The 15,432-nt window shown below is 69.0% G+C and carries 17 protein-coding genes; 13 read left to right on the forward strand and 4 right to left on the reverse strand.

Annotated features, from left to right (window positions below; all coding sequences use genetic code 11):
* Positions 1–41 precede the first annotated feature (41 nt).
* The 10 genes from A2790_RS23485 to A2790_RS23530 all read left to right on the forward strand — a co-directional run bounded on the left by A2790_RS23485 (position 42) and on the right by A2790_RS23530 (position 9,752).
* The gene (locus A2790_RS23485) at positions 42–977 is read left to right on the forward strand and encodes a ribose-phosphate pyrophosphokinase (protein WP_068875055.1); all 936 of its coding nucleotides are present in this window, start codon (positions 42–44) and stop codon (positions 975–977) included.
* Between the two features lie 99 nt (positions 978–1,076).
* The gene (locus tag A2790_RS23490) at positions 1,077–2,117 is read left to right on the forward strand and encodes a hypothetical protein (RefSeq protein WP_293397278.1); all 1,041 of its coding nucleotides are present in this window, start codon (positions 1,077–1,079) and stop codon (positions 2,115–2,117) included.
* 131 nt (positions 2,118–2,248) lie between these two features.
* Complete coding sequence (locus A2790_RS23495) at positions 2,249–2,860, forward strand: 50S ribosomal protein L25/general stress protein Ctc (RefSeq protein WP_293397281.1); 612 nt, start codon at positions 2,249–2,251, stop codon at positions 2,858–2,860.
* A 27-nt stretch (positions 2,861–2,887) separates the two neighbouring features.
* A complete protein-coding gene (gene pth / locus A2790_RS23500; protein WP_293397283.1) occupies positions 2,888–3,511 on the forward strand; it encodes an aminoacyl-tRNA hydrolase in 624 nt (207 codons plus the stop codon).
* Complete coding sequence (locus A2790_RS23505; protein WP_363081615.1) at positions 3,508–4,278, forward strand: tetratricopeptide repeat protein; 771 nt, start codon at positions 3,508–3,510, stop codon at positions 4,276–4,278. Before pth ends, A2790_RS23505 begins: the two co-directional genes overlap by 4 nt.
* 144 nt (positions 4,279–4,422) lie before the next feature.
* Positions 4,423–6,273, forward strand: a complete 1,851-nt coding sequence (locus A2790_RS23510; RefSeq protein ID WP_293397285.1) for an ABC transporter ATP-binding protein — start codon at positions 4,423–4,425, stop codon at positions 6,271–6,273.
* 69 nt (positions 6,274–6,342) lie between these two features.
* Complete coding sequence (locus A2790_RS23515; RefSeq protein WP_293397854.1) at positions 6,343–7,188, forward strand: TIGR00266 family protein; 846 nt, start codon at positions 6,343–6,345, stop codon at positions 7,186–7,188.
* Between the two features lie 86 nt (positions 7,189–7,274).
* Entirely contained in the window at positions 7,275–8,372 is a 1,098-nt protein-coding gene (gene ychF / locus A2790_RS23520; RefSeq protein ID WP_293397287.1) for a redox-regulated ATPase YchF, read from the forward strand.
* 21 nt (positions 8,373–8,393) lie between these two features.
* A complete protein-coding gene (locus A2790_RS23525) occupies positions 8,394–9,065 on the forward strand; it encodes a dienelactone hydrolase family protein (protein WP_293397290.1) in 672 nt (223 codons plus the stop codon).
* 3 nt (positions 9,066–9,068) lie between these two features.
* Positions 9,069–9,752, forward strand: coding sequence for a dienelactone hydrolase family protein (locus A2790_RS23530; protein WP_293397293.1), 684 nt, complete (start codon positions 9,069–9,071; stop codon positions 9,750–9,752).
* Here A2790_RS23530 and A2790_RS23535 read toward each other — a convergent pair.
* Positions 9,749–10,216, reverse strand: coding sequence for a hypothetical protein (locus A2790_RS23535; RefSeq protein WP_293397296.1), 468 nt, complete (start codon positions 10,214–10,216; stop codon positions 9,749–9,751). The two genes, A2790_RS23530 and A2790_RS23535, sit on opposite strands and share 4 nt — an antisense overlap.
* A gap of 71 nt (positions 10,217–10,287) precedes the next feature.
* Here A2790_RS23535 and A2790_RS23540 point away from each other — a divergent pair, with 71 nt between their 5' ends.
* Positions 10,288–11,076, forward strand: coding sequence for a hypothetical protein (locus A2790_RS23540; protein ID WP_293397299.1), 789 nt, complete (start codon positions 10,288–10,290; stop codon positions 11,074–11,076).
* A gap of 63 nt (positions 11,077–11,139) precedes the next feature.
* On the opposite strand, the gene A2790_RS23545 is transcribed toward A2790_RS23540, so the two are convergent.
* From A2790_RS23545 to petA, 3 genes are read right to left on the reverse strand one after another with little or no spacing between them, the layout of a single operon-like run.
* Positions 11,140–11,985, reverse strand: a complete 846-nt coding sequence (locus A2790_RS23545; RefSeq protein WP_293397302.1) for a cytochrome c1 — start codon at positions 11,983–11,985, stop codon at positions 11,140–11,142.
* Between the two features lie 8 nt (positions 11,986–11,993).
* Complete coding sequence (locus A2790_RS23550; protein WP_293397305.1) at positions 11,994–13,313, reverse strand: cytochrome b/b6; 1,320 nt, start codon at positions 13,311–13,313, stop codon at positions 11,994–11,996.
* 5 nt (positions 13,314–13,318) lie between these two features.
* Positions 13,319–13,873 carry a ubiquinol-cytochrome c reductase iron-sulfur subunit gene (petA, locus tag A2790_RS23555; protein ID WP_293397308.1) on the reverse strand — a complete coding sequence of 185 codons (555 nt, stop codon included), beginning with the start codon at positions 13,871–13,873 and terminating at the stop codon, positions 13,319–13,321.
* 205 nt (positions 13,874–14,078) lie between these two features.
* On the opposite strand from petA, the gene A2790_RS23560 reads away from it, so the two are divergent.
* Together A2790_RS23560 and hemF are read left to right on the forward strand one after the other, a co-directional pair.
* The gene (locus A2790_RS23560) at positions 14,079–14,549 is read left to right on the forward strand and encodes a tRNA (cytidine(34)-2'-O)-methyltransferase (protein WP_293397311.1); all 471 of its coding nucleotides are present in this window, start codon (positions 14,079–14,081) and stop codon (positions 14,547–14,549) included.
* A gap of 4 nt (positions 14,550–14,553) precedes the next feature.
* A complete protein-coding gene (gene hemF, locus A2790_RS23565; RefSeq protein WP_293397313.1) occupies positions 14,554–15,432 on the forward strand; it encodes an oxygen-dependent coproporphyrinogen oxidase in 879 nt (292 codons plus the stop codon).

Consider the following 15,432-nt stretch of genomic DNA (forward strand, 5'->3'; position numbering starts at 1 on the left):
TGCTACAAGCCGCGCAAATCCACCTAGGGGAGTCGGGGTCGATGAAGCTGCTGGCCGGCAACTCGAATCGTACGCTGGCCCAGGCCGTCGCCTCTCACCTCGACGTGCCCCTGACGCGGGCCCAGGTGAAACGCTTCGCCGACAACGAAGTCTGGGTCACCATCGACGAGAACGTCCGCGGCGAGGACGTCTTCATCCTCCAGTCCACCAGCTATCCGGCCAACGACCACCTGATGGAGCTGCTGGTCTGCATCGACGCGCTGAAGCGCGCGTCGGCGCGGCGGATCACCGCGGTCACCCCCTACTTCGGCTATGCGCGCCAGGACCGGAAGACCGGCGGCCGCACCCCGATCTCGGCCAAGCTGGTGGCCAACCTGATCACCCGGGCCGGCGCAGACCGGGTCCTGACGATGGATCTGCACTCAGGCCAGATCCAGGGCTTCTTCGACATCCCCACCGACAACCTCCTGTCCGCGCCGCTGCTGGCCGCCGACATCAAGGAGAACTACGAGAAGCCCAAGGACCTGATGATCGTCTCGCCCGACGTGGGCGGCGTGGTCCGGGCGCTGGCCGTCGCCAGCCGGCTCAACACCGAGCTCGCCATCGTCGACAAGCGCCGCTCAGGCCCGGGCAAGAGCGAGGTGGCCAACATCATCGGCGACGTCTCCGGGCGCCGCTGCATCCTGTTCGACGACATGATCGACGGCGGCGGCACGCTGTGCAACGCGGCCCAGGCCCTGATCGACGGCGGGGCCACCGAGGTCTCGGCCTATGTCAGCCACGGGGTGCTGTCCGGCGGCGCCATCGAGCGCGTGGAGGCCTCGGTGCTGAAGGAATTGGTGATGACCGACTCCATCGCCCCGCCCGATCGCGTCGGGACCGCGCCCAAGATCCGCTACGTCAGCTGCTCCGGCCTGATCGGCGAGGCGATCCGCCGCATCGCCAACGAAGAGAGCGTGTCGAAACTGTTCGACTGATCCCATGACTTGCCCAGGCGGCGCCTGGGCGGGTAATCCATGGGGTACCCGGGGGCGGACAAACGAGAATCACCACTCGCAAGAGGGGGAAAGCGTCTGATGCCGTTCCGTCTTCCGATCCGATCCGCGGCCATCGCGGTCCTGGGCGCCGCGCTGTTGGCCGGCTGCGCCGAACCACCGCCCGTGATCACGCCGCCCCCGCCGGCCGCGCCGACGGTGAGCCTGTCGCCGAAGCTGATCGAGCTGGCCTCGGCCTACCGCTACTACATGGTCCGCACGACCGGGATCACGCCCGACTTCGCCGACGGCGCAGCGGTGGCCCGCTCGCTGCAGACCGGCGCGTCCTACGAGCCGCAGCAACTGGTCCGCGGCTCCATCGCCTATTCCGCGGTCATCGCCCTGCAGGACAAGGCCTTCGTCGAAGGCGTGCGTGTCTACGCCAAGGACCCCGTCCAGCGGCGCCAGATCGCCTACGAGATCATGAAGGACCCGGCCTATGCCGTCGGCATCTCCGGCTCGGCCAGCGCCGCGGGGCTGGTGATCGCCACCCTGGGCGGCGACGCCCAGCGGCTCTACGACCAGGGCAAGGCCGTCAAGCAGGCCGCCTACGACATCCAGAAGCAGCCCTGGTCCAAGGCCGACGTGCCCGGCCGGGAGGCGCGTCTGGCCGGCGCCAAGAGCCTGTCCGCCTCGGCCATGCTGGGGGACGTGGAGGAGACCGCGCGCCTGCAGCAGGCCTCGATGGGCGTCTCCTCGCTGGGACTCACCGCGACCGCCGCGCCGCCGCCCTATACGCCGACGGTGATCCGCGGGCTGGCGATCGCCGCCCTCGCGGCCCTGGGCGAGGCGACCGACGCCAATGCCGAACAGCTGATGGCCCTCACCCACGAGCCCAACATCGGCATGTGCATGGGCACCTCGAAGCTCAACCTCTACCAGTGCCTGGCCGTCGCCCGCCCGAACTACGAGGACGTCTTCTGCCTCGGTCAGCACGCCATGATGGACACCGGCCGCTGCGTGATCCGCGCCGCCGGCCTGCCTGAGCCCTACGAGGCCCGGTACATCCCCGACGCCAAGACCATCGCCAAGGGCATGCCCACCAAGAAGGCCCCGGCGAAAAAGGGCAAACGCAAGAGCTGACGCGCCGCAGCTTCGGCCGGTTGCGCCGGCCAAGGCTTTTGTGTATCTACGCGCACCCTTTCGACCCATATGGGTTTGACTTCCCATCGCCGCGCGCGAGACGCGCGGCGGTTTCGTTTTGAGGCAAGGCCATGGCCGAGATCGTTTTGAACGTTGAAGTGCGCGAGCGGACCGGCACCGGCGGCGCCCGCGACACCCGCCGCTCGGGCATGGTGCCCGGCGTGCTGTACGGCGGCGACAAGGCCCCCGTGGCCATCGCCGTGAAGTCGAACGAGTTCCGCAAGGCGCTCTACACCGGCAAGCTGCTGGGCCACCTGGTGACCCTGAAGTACGGCAAGGAAACCCAGCCGGTCATCGCCAAGGCCGTCGACATGCACCCGGTGACCGACGAGCCGGTGCACTTCGACCTGTACCGCGTCGACGAGCACCAGCAGATCAAGATCGAAGTGCCCGTGCACTTCTCGCACCAGGAAGAATCGCCTGGCCTGAAGCGCGGCGGTTCGCTGAACATCGCCCTGCACACGGTCACCGTGGCCTGCCACGCCGATTCGATCCCGGAAGAGATCGTCGTCGATCTGACCGGCAAGGAAATCGGCGACAGCATCCGCGTCTCCGACCTGAAGCTGCCCGCCAAGGTCGAAGCGGCCATTGAAGCCGACGTGGTCGTGGCCTCGATCGCCGCCGCCAAGGTCGACACCGGCGCCGCCGAGGGCGAAGCCGCCGAAGGCGAAGCCGAGGCCTAAGGGCGTCGCGTTCCCGCGGGGGTCGATGTGCTGATCATCGCCGGCCTGGGCAATCCCGGTCCGACCTACGCGAAGAACCGCCACAACATCGGCTTCATGGCCGTTGACGAGATCGCGCGCCGCTGGGGCTTCTCAGCGGCGCGTTCTCGTTTCCAGGGCCAGGCTTCCGAGGGCTCGATCGACACGCCCCAGGGGCCCGTCCGCGCCCTGATCCTCAAGCCCCAGGGCTACTACAACGAGAGCGGCCGCGCGGTGGGCGAGGCGGTGAAGTTCTTCAAGCTGGATCCCGCCCAGGACCTGGTCGTCTTCTACGACGAGATCGACCTGGCGCCCGGCCGCTTCCGGATGAAGGCCGGCGGCGGGGCGGCGGGCAACAACGGCATCCGCTCCATCACCGCCCAGATCGGTCCCCATTTCCGGCGCGCCCGCCTGGGCACGGGGCACCCGGGCGACAAGGCGCTGGTCCAAGGCCACGTACTCTCCGATTTCCACAAGGCCGACATGAAGTGGGTGGAGCCGCTGCTACAGGCCTGCGCCGACGCGGCCCCGCTGCTGGCCATGGGCGAGGACGAGAAATACCAGGCCGAGGTCATGCGCCTGGCCCCCGCCGAGAAGCTGGACCCGCGCAAGCTGGCCCGGGGCGAGTCATGAGCCTGTTCAACCTGCTCGGCGGTTCCCTGCCGCTCATCGGCCTGTCACTGATCGTCTCGATCGCCCTGGCCGTCCATGTGGTCCGCACCGGCCGCGAGCTGTTCTGGCTCTGGATCATCCTGATCTTCCAGCCCATCGGCGGGCTGGTCTATTTCCTGGCGATCGTCCTGCCGGAGCTGACCCGCGGACCGGCCGCCCGGCGGCTGGAGCGCACGGCCCGCGCCGCCCTCGATCCCTTGCGCGAATACCGTGAGGCCAAGCAGGCCTGCGAGGACACGCCCACCGTCCGCAACCAGTCCCGCCTGGCCCAGGCCGCCACCACCCTCGGCCGCCACGAGGAAGCCGAGCGCCTCTACGCCGAGGCGGCCCACGGCATCCATGCCGAAGACCCCGCCCTGCTGCTCGGCCGCGCGAACGCCCTGCTGGAACTGGACCGGGGCCCCGAGGCGCTCGCGGTCCTGGAGCGCCTGCCGCGGGACGACGCCGACGCCTACACGCCGACCGCCGTCCTGGCCCTAGGCCGCGCTTACGAGGCGGTGGGGCGCACCGCCGAGGCGGACACCGCCCTGGCCGAAGCCGCCCAACGCATGCCCGGCTTCGAGGGCCAGGCCCGCTATGCCGCCTTCATGGCCCGCAGCGGCCGGAAGGCCGAAGCGCAGGCCGCCATCGCCGAGATGGACAAGCGCCTGACCAAACTCGCCGCCCAGTTCCGCAAGGAAGGCAAGCACTGGCGCGACCTGGCCGCCAAGGCGCTCGCCGAGGGCTGAGGCGCCGGATACCGGCGTTGCGCGGCTGGCCGGCCCGCGACATAGTCTTCCGCGTCGCGCTTACGGCGGCTGGGGAGAGCCAGATGAAAACCTTCATGTCCAACCCGAAAGGAGCCCCCTCTCACCTTCAGGACATGAAGATCCATGCCGACCCAAACCCGGAGGGCGCCGGCGCGGTCCGACGCCGACCGTAGCCACCTCCCGCCTCATCCGCCCCGCGCGGCCGAGGCCCTCCTCCTCCAGCGCGACGATCCGGCGGTCCGGCCGTCCGGCCGCGTGCGCAGGTTCCTGTCCTACTACCGGCCCCATCTGCCTCTGCTGGCGGCCGATGTCGGCTGCGCCCTGCTCGTCTCCCTGACGGCGCTGGTCCTGCCGCTCTGCGCCCGAAGCGTCACCCAGCGCCTGCAGGACGGCGCGCTCCCCGACCTCGCTCCCATCTACGCCATGGGCGGCGTCATGCTGGCGCTGTTGGCAGTGCAGACCGCCAGCTTCCTGTTCGTGGACTACAAGGGCCACGTCATGGGCGCGCGGATGGAAGGGGCCTTGCGGCGCGAGCTGTTCGAGCACTGCCAGAAGCTGTCGTTCAGCTTCTACGACCGCCAGCGGGTCGGCCAGCTCATGAGCCGGATCACCCACGACCTGTCGTCGCTAGGCGAGCTCTACCACCACGGGCCGGAGGATCTGGCCATCGCCGGCCTGAAGTTGGTGGGGGTGACAGCGATCCTCGCCTGGCTGGACGGGCCGCTGGCCCTGCTGGTGGTGGGCCTGATGCCGCTCGCGGCGCTGTACGCCCTGCATTTCAACCGGCGGATGGGCGCCGCGCTCAAGCTCAGCCGCCAGCGGATCGGCGAGATCAACGCGCGGGTCGAGGACTCGCTGGCGGGAATCCGTGTGGTCAAGTCCTTCGCCAACGAGGACCTTGAGACGCGACGCTTCGATGTCGAGAACAACCGGTTCCTGGAGAGCCGGCGGGTGGGTTATCTCAGCGAGGCCTTCTTCTCGGCCGGCACGGCCACTTTCGCCCAGCTTCTGACGGTCCTGGTCATTGTTTTGGGCGGCATCCGCGTGGTCCAGGGCGGCCTGGACGTGGCGGGCATGGTCACCTTCCTGCTCTGCGTGGCTGTGCTGGTCGACCCGATCCAGCGCCTCGCCAACTTCGCGCGTCTCTGGCAGCAGGGCTGGACCGGGTTCGAGCGAGTGATGGAGATCCTGGAGACCCGGCCGGACGTCCGCGACCGCCCCGGCGCGCGCGACCTGCCCCGGCCGCGCGGCGCCATCGCCTTCCGCGACGTGGGTTTCGGCTACGAGGGCGCAGGTCCGGTGTTCCGGAACCTCTCGCTCGATATCCGGGCCGGCGAGTTCGTGGCCCTGGTCGGCGCCTCCGGGGTGGGCAAGAGCACGCTGTGCGCCCTCGTCCCGCGCTTCTACGACGTGGCCGACGGGCGGATCCTGGTGGACGGTACGGACGTGCGCGACGTCACCGTCGCCTCCCTGCGCCGGCACATCGGGATCGTACAGCAAGACGTCTACCTGTTTGCCGGAACGGTGGCCGACAACCTTCGCTACGGCCGCCCCGAGGCCTCGGACGCGGAGGTGGCAGCCGCGGCCAAGGCGGCCAACGCCCACGACTTCATCCTGGCGCTGCCGCAAGGCTACGACACCGATATCGGCCAGCGGGGCGTCAAGCTCTCAGGCGGCCAGAAGCAGCGGCTGACCATCGCCCGGGCCTTCCTGAAGGACCCGCCGATCCTGATCTTCGACGAGGCCACCAGCGCCCTGGACAACGAGAGTGAGCGGGCCGTCCAGGACGCCCTGTTCGCCCTCAGCCGCCACCGGACGACGCTGGTGATCGCCCACCGGCTCTCCACCGTGCGCCATGCCGACCGCATCCTGGTGCTGACCCCGGCCGGGATCGCCGAGGAAGGCACGCACGAGCAGCTCGTGGCCGCCGGCGGCGTCTATGCCGGGCTCTACCGGATGCAGGCCAGCATCTGAGGCGGGGTGGGCCGGGCCGCACGACGGTCTGGCCCGCCTCCATCGCCCGACGTACATAGCGACCGCAGAATCAGGAGCCTTTCCATGTCCCCGAGCCCTTGGGTCCACCACCGCAACGCCAGCGTCGCCGACGACATCGACTTCGAGATCAAGGGCCAGGAACTGCAGTTCGTGGAAATCGAACTGGACCCGGGCGAAAGCGCTGTGGCCGAGGCCGGCGCCCTGGTCTGGAAGGACGCGGCGGTGGGCATGACCACCGTGTTCGGCGACGGCTCCGGGGGCGCCGACGGCGGCTTCATGGGCAAGCTGCTGGGGGCCGGCAAGCGCCTGGTCACCGGCGAGAGCCTGTTCACCACCGTCTTCACCCACAACGGCTCTGGCAAGGCGCGGGTGGCCTTCGCCTCGCCGACCCCCGGCGCGATCCTGCCGCTGAACCTGGGCGAGCTGGGCGGGCGGCTGATCTGCCAGAAGGACAGCTTCCTCGCCGCCGCCCGCGGCGTCTCCATCGGCATCGAGTTCCAGCGCCGCATGATGACCGGCCTGTTCGGCGGCGAGGGCTTCATCATGCAGAAGCTGGAGGGCGACGGCTGGGTGTTCGTCCAGATGGGCGGCACCGTGGTGGAGCGCGAACTGAAGCCCGGCGAGGAACTGCACGTCGACACCGGCTGCCTGGCCGCCTACACGCCCGGCGTCGACTTCGACCTGGTCATGGCCGGCGGCGTGAAGAGCGTCTTCTTCGGCGGCGAGGGCCTGTTCTTCGCCCGTCTGCGCGGCCCGGGTAAGGTCTGGATCCAGTCCCTGCCCTTCTCCCGCCTCGCCGGCCGCATGCTGGCGGCCGCCGGCGGAACCGGCCAGAACCGCGGCGAAGGCTCGATCCTCGGCGGCCTCGGCGACCTCATCGGCGGCAACAACTAGGCCGCCGGAGGCGGTCGACACCGCTTCGCCTCGCGGGTCGTCCATGCTAGGTGCGGCGCCTTCTATCCAAGGAACCGCACCGACCCATGGCCCTGAAAGTCGCCATCGTCGGCCTGCCCAATGTGGGCAAGTCGACCCTGTTCAACGCCCTGACCCAGACCGCCTCGGCCCAGGCCGCGAACTATCCGTTCTGCACCATCGAGCCGAACACCGGCGACGTGGCGGTGCCCGAGCCGCGCCTTGAGGCGCTGGCCGCCGTCATCCCGTCCAAGGAGATCATCCCGGCGCGGATCAACTTCGTGGACATCGCCGGCCTGGTGCGGGGCGCTTCGAAGGGCGAGGGCCTGGGCAACCAGTTCCTGGCCAACATCCGCGATTGTGACGCCGTAGCCTTCGTCGCCCGCTGTTTCATCGACGACGACATCACCCACGTGGAGGGCAAGGTCGATCCGCTGGCCGACCTGGAGACCATCGAGACCGAGCTGATGCTGGCCGACCTCGAGAGCCTGGAGAAGCGCGTCGTCAACCTGGAGAAGCGCGCCAAGACGGGCGACAAGGAGAGCGCCCAGACCCTGCGCCTGGTCCAGTTGGCCCTGACGGAGCTCAACGCCGGCCGCCCGGCCCGCAAGGCCGAGGTGTCGGCCGAGGACGAGAAGGCATGGCGGATGCTGCAGCTCCTCACCTCCAAGCCAGCGCTCTATGTTTCCAACGTGGACGAGGCCTCGGCCGCCACCGGCAACGACCTGTCGAAGGCCGTGGCCGAACGCGCCAAGCGGGACGGCGCCGACCATGTGGTGATCTCGGCCCAGATCGAGAGCGAGATCGCCATGCTGGACCCGGCCGAGCGGGCCGAGTTCCTGGAGACCCTGGGCCTCACCGAGCCCGGCCTGAACAAGCTGATCCGCGAGGCCTATCACCTGCTGGGCCTGCAGACCTATTTCACGGTCGGGCCCAAGGAAGCCCGCGCCTGGCAGATCCACAAGGGCGATACGGCCCCTCAGGCGGCCGGGGTGATCCACACCGACTTCGAGAAGGGCTTCATCCGGGCCGAGACCATCGCCTACGAGGACTATATCAAGTTCAAGGGCGAGGCTGGCGCGCGCGAAGCGGGCAAGTTCCGCCAGGAGGGCAAGGAGTACGTGGTTCAGGACGGCGACGTCATGAACTTCCGCTTCAACGTCTAGGTCAGCATCGGGAGGGCGAGCATGGGTGAGACGATCAAGATCGCAGGGGCCGACGGCTTCGAGTTCAGCGCCTACCATGAGCCCGCCTTCACGCCGCACAAGGGCGGCGTGATCGTGCTGCAGGAGATCTTCGGCATCGACCGGCACGTCCGCGCCGACGTCGAGCGCTGGGCCAAGATGGGCTACGAGGCCCTGGCGCCCTCGCTGTTCGACCGGCGCGAATGGGCCTTCACCGCCGACCACGACACCGAGGGCCTGCAGGCCGGCCTGACCCACGCCCGCGGCACGCCCCTGGAGCAGGCGCTGGGCGACATCGGCGCCTGCCGCGACTTCCTGAACAAGCACGGCGGCAAGGTGCACGTGGTGGGCTACTGCTATGGCGGCTCGCTGGCCTGGCTGGCCGCCGCCAAGGTCGAGGGCCTGGCCGCCGCGTCGAGCTATTACGGCAGCATGGTGCAGGCGAATGCCGGCCTGAAGCCTTTGTGCCCGGTCATCGTCCACCTGGGACGCACCGATCCCGGCATCCCCGCAGACGACGTGGCCGCGGCGCTGGCCGCCGCCAATCCCGAGGTGCCGGTCTACATCTATGAAGGCGCGGGGCACGGGTTCAACAACGAAAGTCCCGAGCGCTACAACGCCGAGGCCGCGGACCTGGCCCGCCACCGGACGCTCGAGCTGTTCGACAAGGCCTGAGGCGTGGGCGAGGTCGTCCAGCTCAGGAGCGCCCGCGACGGTTTCGCCTTCGACGCCTACCGCGCCGCACCAAGTGACGCCCGGCGGGGAGGCCTGGTGATCTGCCACGCCATCTGGGGGGTGACGCCGCACCTGCGCGATCTGGCCGACGGCTTCGCCGAGGATGGCTACGAGGTGCTGGTCCCCAGCCTGTTCGATCGCTTCCAGAAGGGCTTCGCGGAGCGGGACACCGACCCGGCCCTGTTCCAGCGCCAGGACGGCTTCGCCCGAGCCACCCACTGGGGCGCCGACGTCCTGGACGGGGTGCAGGCGGCGATCAACGCGCTGTCGCCGCCGGTATTCCTGCTCGGCTTCTGCTTCGGCGGGACGACCGCCTGGGTGGCGGCCTCGCGCTGCGCCGGGCTCTCGGCGGTGGCGTGCTACTATGGCGGCCAGATTACGGACTATCTGTCCGAGGCGCCGAAGGTCCCCACCGTCCTGCACCTGGGCAAATCGGACGAGCTGATCCCGCCGGCCGATGTGGACGCGATCCGCCAGGCGCACCCCGAGCTACCGGTCTATATGTACGACGCTGGCCATGCCTTCGTGGCCCCGAACGGCTTCCACGCCGACAGCGCGCGCCTTTCGCGCCTGCGCACCCTGGCCCTGTTCGCCCGCAACGGCGGCGGGCGCGGCGGCGAGGCCTAGAGTTCGATTTGCTTCCTGACGTCGGGGTGCTTCTCCAGCACCCGAACCAGCGCCGCCTGGGCCGCCAGGATGCCGATGCCCGCGGCATAGCCGGAGAAGACGCCCGCGGGGTAACGGCCACCGTTCGCCGCGTTGGAGATCTGCCAGTAGATCAGCCCAGCCGCCCCGCCCAGCAGGGCGACGCCGTAGAGGATCGAGCGCAGGTTCTGTCCAAACCCGGCCTGGAAGCTCATCCAGACATAGCGGGTCAGCGGCCGCCGCACGGGGCCGATCAGCAGGGGCAGGGTGAACGATAGGCTGAGGAAGACCGCCGGCCAGATCAGGGTCCGCTGGACGATCAGCTCGCTCCCGCCGGGCAGGCGCCCGAACGCGTGTGCGACGGCGCCGGCGTAGATCAGCGCCGCCGTGGCGACGGTGAGGTCCTGGGTGCGCTTGAAGCTCCGCCAAGCGGGCGTGTGGGGCATTTCTCCAATGTAGGCGGCAAGACGGGGCGGCGGTAAGGCGAAATCTCGCGCTATGGTCCGGCGTGCGCCGTTTGAGTCCCCGCCCCGCCTGCGCCCTCGCCCTGACGGTCGCAGTCACCGCCGCCGGCTCCGCCGAGGCCGGGGAGATCGCCTGCCGCTTCGAGCGAGGGGTCATTACCGCGCCGGCCAGCGTGGCCGGCATCCCGGGCGACTACATCATCGACACGGGCTCCGCCCAGACGATGCTGCACGAGACCAAGGCCCAGGCCGAGGGCATCGCCGACACCGACCTCACCGGCGACGTACGCCTCGCCGGCGTGAGCGTGAAGACGCTGCCGGTGAAGGTCGCCGATCTCGACGGGCGCACTTGGAACCTGCCGACGCCCAGCGCAGGCGTAATCGGCGCCGACGTCTTGAGAGGCTTCGTGGTGGACGTCGCCTACGCCCCCTGTCGCCTGCGCCTGTCGCGGCCCGGACGGGCGCCACGGTTCGCGGGACGGGCGCTGCGCCTGGGCTGGGACCTGGGCCGCCCCACGGCGCAGGCTTCGGTGTCGGACGATGCGCGCGAGCTTTCCGGCCGCTTCGTGATCGCCACCGGCGGCGATGTGCCGGTCCGGCTGGCCGACGATCTCGCCGAGGCGCCGGACGCACCCAAGACGAAGGAGCTTTATCCGGCCGGCGTCTGGATGGCGCGCCTGCCGCAGATGCGCTTCGCCGGGGCGAGCGGGCGGGACGTGGCCGCGGGGCTTATGACTCCCGAAGGCGACGTGGCCGGCGTCATCGGAGGCCTGGTCCTGGCCCATTTCCGCCTGCGGTTCGATTTTCCCGCCGGCCGCCTGCTGGTCCAGCCGGTCCGATAGCGGCGCAAACGAAAGGGCCCCGGATCGCTCCGGGGCCCTTGGAACTCTGCTTGTCGCCGCGCCTTAGTGGGCGACGTTCCGCCAGATCCGGCGGTAGCTGAAGTACAGCAGCACCGTGAAGATCAGCAGGTAGACCATGGCGCCCAAGCCGAACTGCTTGCGCTGCATCATCTTGGGCTCGGCGGCCCAGTAGAGGAACGCCGCCACATCCCGAGCCTGCTGGTCCACCGTCGACGGCTTGCCGTCGTCGAAGGTCACCTTGCCGTCCTCGAGGGGCGGCGGCATGGCGATGACGCCGCCGGGGGGCACCTTGTGGTGGTCGCCGGTCCAGGCGCTGGTCAGATCGCCCGACATCGAGACGTTGTAGTACTGGCCCGCGCTGACGGTCAGGCCGGCCGGCGTGGCGCGGTAGCCCGTCAGGAGCGAGTAGAGATAGTCCGGACCGCCCGTCCGCCCCTTGGCGATCACCGAGAGGTCCGGCGGCATCGCGCCGCCGTTGGAGGCCTTGGCGGCCGCCTCGTTCGGGAACGGCGACGGGAACCGGTCGGCCGGGGTCGCCGGGCGCTGGATCGCGTCCCCCGTATCGGAGTCGATATCGTTGACCTGGATGTCCTTGGCCAGCGACTTCACATACGGGTTGTCGTTCGGGTTCTTGTACTTCGGGTCGTAGAACGGGCCGCCGGGCTCACCCAGGTTGCGGAACGACAGCATGCTCATCGCATGGCAGGCGGCGCAAACCTCGCGGTAAACCTTGTAGCCCCGCTGGAGCTGGGCGGTGTCGAACTTGCCGAACGGGCCGTCGAACGACCAGGCGACCGTCTTCAGCACCGGCGTGGGGTGGGCGGCGAGCGCGGGGCTTCCAAGGAAGGCAAGCCCCAGCGCCGCGAGCGCGATACCTTTGCGCAGCATCTTCAGGCTCAGCCCCTCTTTTCAGGCGACGCCGTGGCGCCCGCAGGCGTCGTGGCGGGATGCGACAGGACAGGTTCCGAGATCGATTCCGGCACCGGCAGCGGCTTTTCCGTCAGGCCGAGGACCGGGAGGATGATCCAGAAGTAGGCGAAGAAGTAGAGCGTGGCCACGCGGCTCAGCCAGACGAAGCTGTTGATGTCCGCATCCAGCAGGATCAGGCCGCTGGGCTGGGCGATCACCGGATCGTCCGGCAGCTGACCACCGCAGTAGCCGAGGACCAGGGCCGCCAGGATGAAGATCCAGAAGTACAGCTTGGCCTGCGGGCGATAGCGCATCGAGCGCACCTTGGACGTGTCCAGCCAGGGCAGGACGAACAGGGTGGCGATGGCGCCGAACATCAGCAGCACGCCGCCCAGCTTGTCCGGCACCGCGCGGAGGATCGCGTAGAACGGCAGGAAGTACCATTCGGGCACGATGTGCGCGGGCGTCACCAGCGGGTTGGCCGGGATGTAGTTGTCGGCGTGGCCCAGGACGTTCGGGTTGTAGAACACGAAGCTGGCGTACAGCAGCAGGAAGACCCCGATCGCGAAGCCATCCTTCACCGTGTAGTACGGGTGGAAGGGGACGGTGTCGTTCTCGGACTTCACGTTCACGCCGGTCGGGTTGTTGTTCCCCGGCACGTGCAGCGCCCAGATGTGCAGGACCACGAGGCCCGCGATCACGAAGGGCAGCAGGTAGTGCAGCGAGAAGAAGCGGTTCAGCGTCGGGTTGTCCACCGCGAAGCCGCCCCACAGCCAGGTGGTGATCGGCGTGCCGATGATCGGCAAGGCCCCGAACAGGTTGGTGATCACCACGGCGCCGTGGAAGCTCATCTGGCCCCAGGGCAGCACGTAGCCGATGAAGGCCGTGGCCATCATAGCGAGGTAGATCAGGCAACCCAGGATCCACAGCACCTCCCGCGGCGCCTTGTAGGAGCCGTAGTAGAGGTTGCGGATCATGTGGATGTAGACCGCCAGGAAGAACATCGAGGCGCCGTTGGCGTGCATGTAGCGGATCAGCCAACCGTAGTTGACGTCGCGCATGATGCGTTCGACCGAGGCGAAGGCGTAGTCCACGTGCGGCACGTAGTGCATGGCCAGGACGATGCCCGTGACCAGCTGGATGCCCAGCATGAGCGCCAGGATGCCGCCGAAGGTCCACCAGTAGTTCAGGTTCTTCGGGGTCGGGAAGCTGATGGCCGTGTCGTAGGCGAAGCGCACGATCGGCAGCCGGGTGTCGAGCCAGCGCTCGATGCCGGTCTTCGGCTCGTAGGTGGAATGTCCGCTCATCGGGTTCAGCCCACCTTGATCTTGGTGTCGGACAGGAAGGCGTAGGTCGGCACTTCCAGATTCTTCGGCGCGGGACCCTTACGGATGCGGCCGGAGGTGTCGTAGTGCGAGCCGTGGCAGGGGCAGAACCAGCCGCCGTAGTCGCCGCCACCCACCGTGGGCACGCAGCCCAGGTGCGTGCAGGTGCCGACCAGCACCAGCCACTCGGCCTTGCCGGGCTTGTGGCGCTCTTCGTCGGTCTGCGGATCGCGCAGCGCGGCATTGTCGTCCTTGACGGCCGCGGCGATCTGTTCCGGCGTGCGGTTGCGCACGAACAGCGGCTTGCCACGCCACTTCACGACCACCTGCTGGCCGGGCTCGACCTTGGTCAGGTCGAACTCGATCGAGGCGAGCGCCAGCGTGTCGCCGGCCGGGTTCATCTGGTCGACCAGCGGCCAGACGACAGCCAAGGCGGCGCCGGCTGCGGCCGCGCCAGCGGCGATATGGATGAAGTCGCGACGGCTCGGGTCTGCGCCCGGAGCGTGCGGGTCGGGAGTTGCGCCCACGACGGTGTCGGCCACCTTGAAGCTACCCTTCGAATAGAGGCCCTCACGACGCGCCGGAGGACCTTTAAGCTTGCGGCCCGCGCCAGGCGTGCTGGAGGAGCCGGTTCCGAGAGCGGTCAGGGGCTGAGCACGTTACACGGAGGAATGCGAACGACCTGCCCGCCAACCCGCGATTCGTGCCCCTGCGCCCCGGCCACGCCCGATGGCGAGAGGCCTTAGAATGCGTTTGGCCCTTTTTCAACCGGACATTCCGCAAAACCTGGGCGCCGCCATCCGGCTGGCCGCCTGTCTGGGCGTTCCGCTGGACGTGGTCGAGCCCTGCGGCTTCCCCTTGAGCGACGCCGCAATCCGCCGGGCCGCCATGGATTATGCGGCCGTCGCGCAGGTGCGCCGGCATAGCGGCTGGGAGGCTTTCCGCGGCGATCCGGCGCGGCTCGGACGTCTGGTGCTGTTCACGACGAAGGGGGCCATGCCCTTCCATGACTTCGCGTTCCGGCCCGACGACGTGCTGCTGTTCGGTCGCGAAAGCGCCGGCGTTCCGGAGGACGTGCATGCTGCCGCGGACGCCCGGCTGCTCATCCCGCTGGCGCCGGGCGCCCGCTCGTTGAACCTGGTGACCGCCGCGACGCTGGCGCTCGGCGAAGCCTTGAGGCAGATCAACGCCTTTCCGACCGGCGAACGAACAGATTAGCTCGATGTCCAGCCTGCCTCCCGAGATCCTGACCCGCCGCGAGCGCGCCAAGGAATGGTTCGAAAGCCTCCAGCAGCGCATCTGCGCCGAGCTGGAGCGGCTGGAGGACGAGGCCCCGCCCGAACTGTATCCCGAGCCCGCCAGCCGCTTCGAGTTCAAGCCCTGGACCCGGGAGACGGGCGTCGGCGGCGGGATCGGCGCTTTCTTCAAGGGCCGCCTGTTCGAAAAGGCCGCAGTGCACACCTCGGCCGCCATGGCCAAGTTCTCACCGGAGATGGCGGCCCAGATGCCAGGCGCCGACAAGGACCCTTCCTATGTGTCGGCCAGCATCAGCCTGATCGTCCATCCGCGCAGCCCGCGCGTCCCGACGGTGCACATGAACACCCGCTTCCTGTCGACCGCGGAGAGCTGGTTCGGCGGCGGGGCCGACCTGACGCCCGTGCTGGACGAACAGCGCAGCCAGGACGCCGACGATGCCGTGCTGTTCCACGCCGCCATGAAGGCGGCCTGCGACCCGTTCGATCCGGAATGGCACCCGAAGTACAAGGCCTGGTGCGACGAATATTTCTTCCTGCCGCACCGGAACGAGCCGCGGGGCGTGGGCGGCATCTTCTACGACCGGCACAATTCCGGCGACTTCGAGAAGGATTTCGCCTTCACGCGGGCGGTGGGCGAGGCGTTCCTGGACGTCTACCCGCGCATCGTGCGCCACCGGATGAGCGAACCGTGGGGCGAGGCCGAGCGCCAGGAACAGCTGGTCCGCCGCGGGCGCTACGTGGAGTTCAACCTGCTCTACGACCGCGGCACGATGTTCGGGCTGAAGGCCGGCGGCAACATCGAGACGATCCTGTCCTCGATGCCGCCCCTGGTGGCCTGGACCTGA

The organism is Phenylobacterium sp. RIFCSPHIGHO2_01_FULL_69_31 (genome assembly GCF_001824475.1).
Classification (GTDB): Bacteria; Pseudomonadota; Alphaproteobacteria; order Caulobacterales; family Caulobacteraceae; genus Phenylobacterium.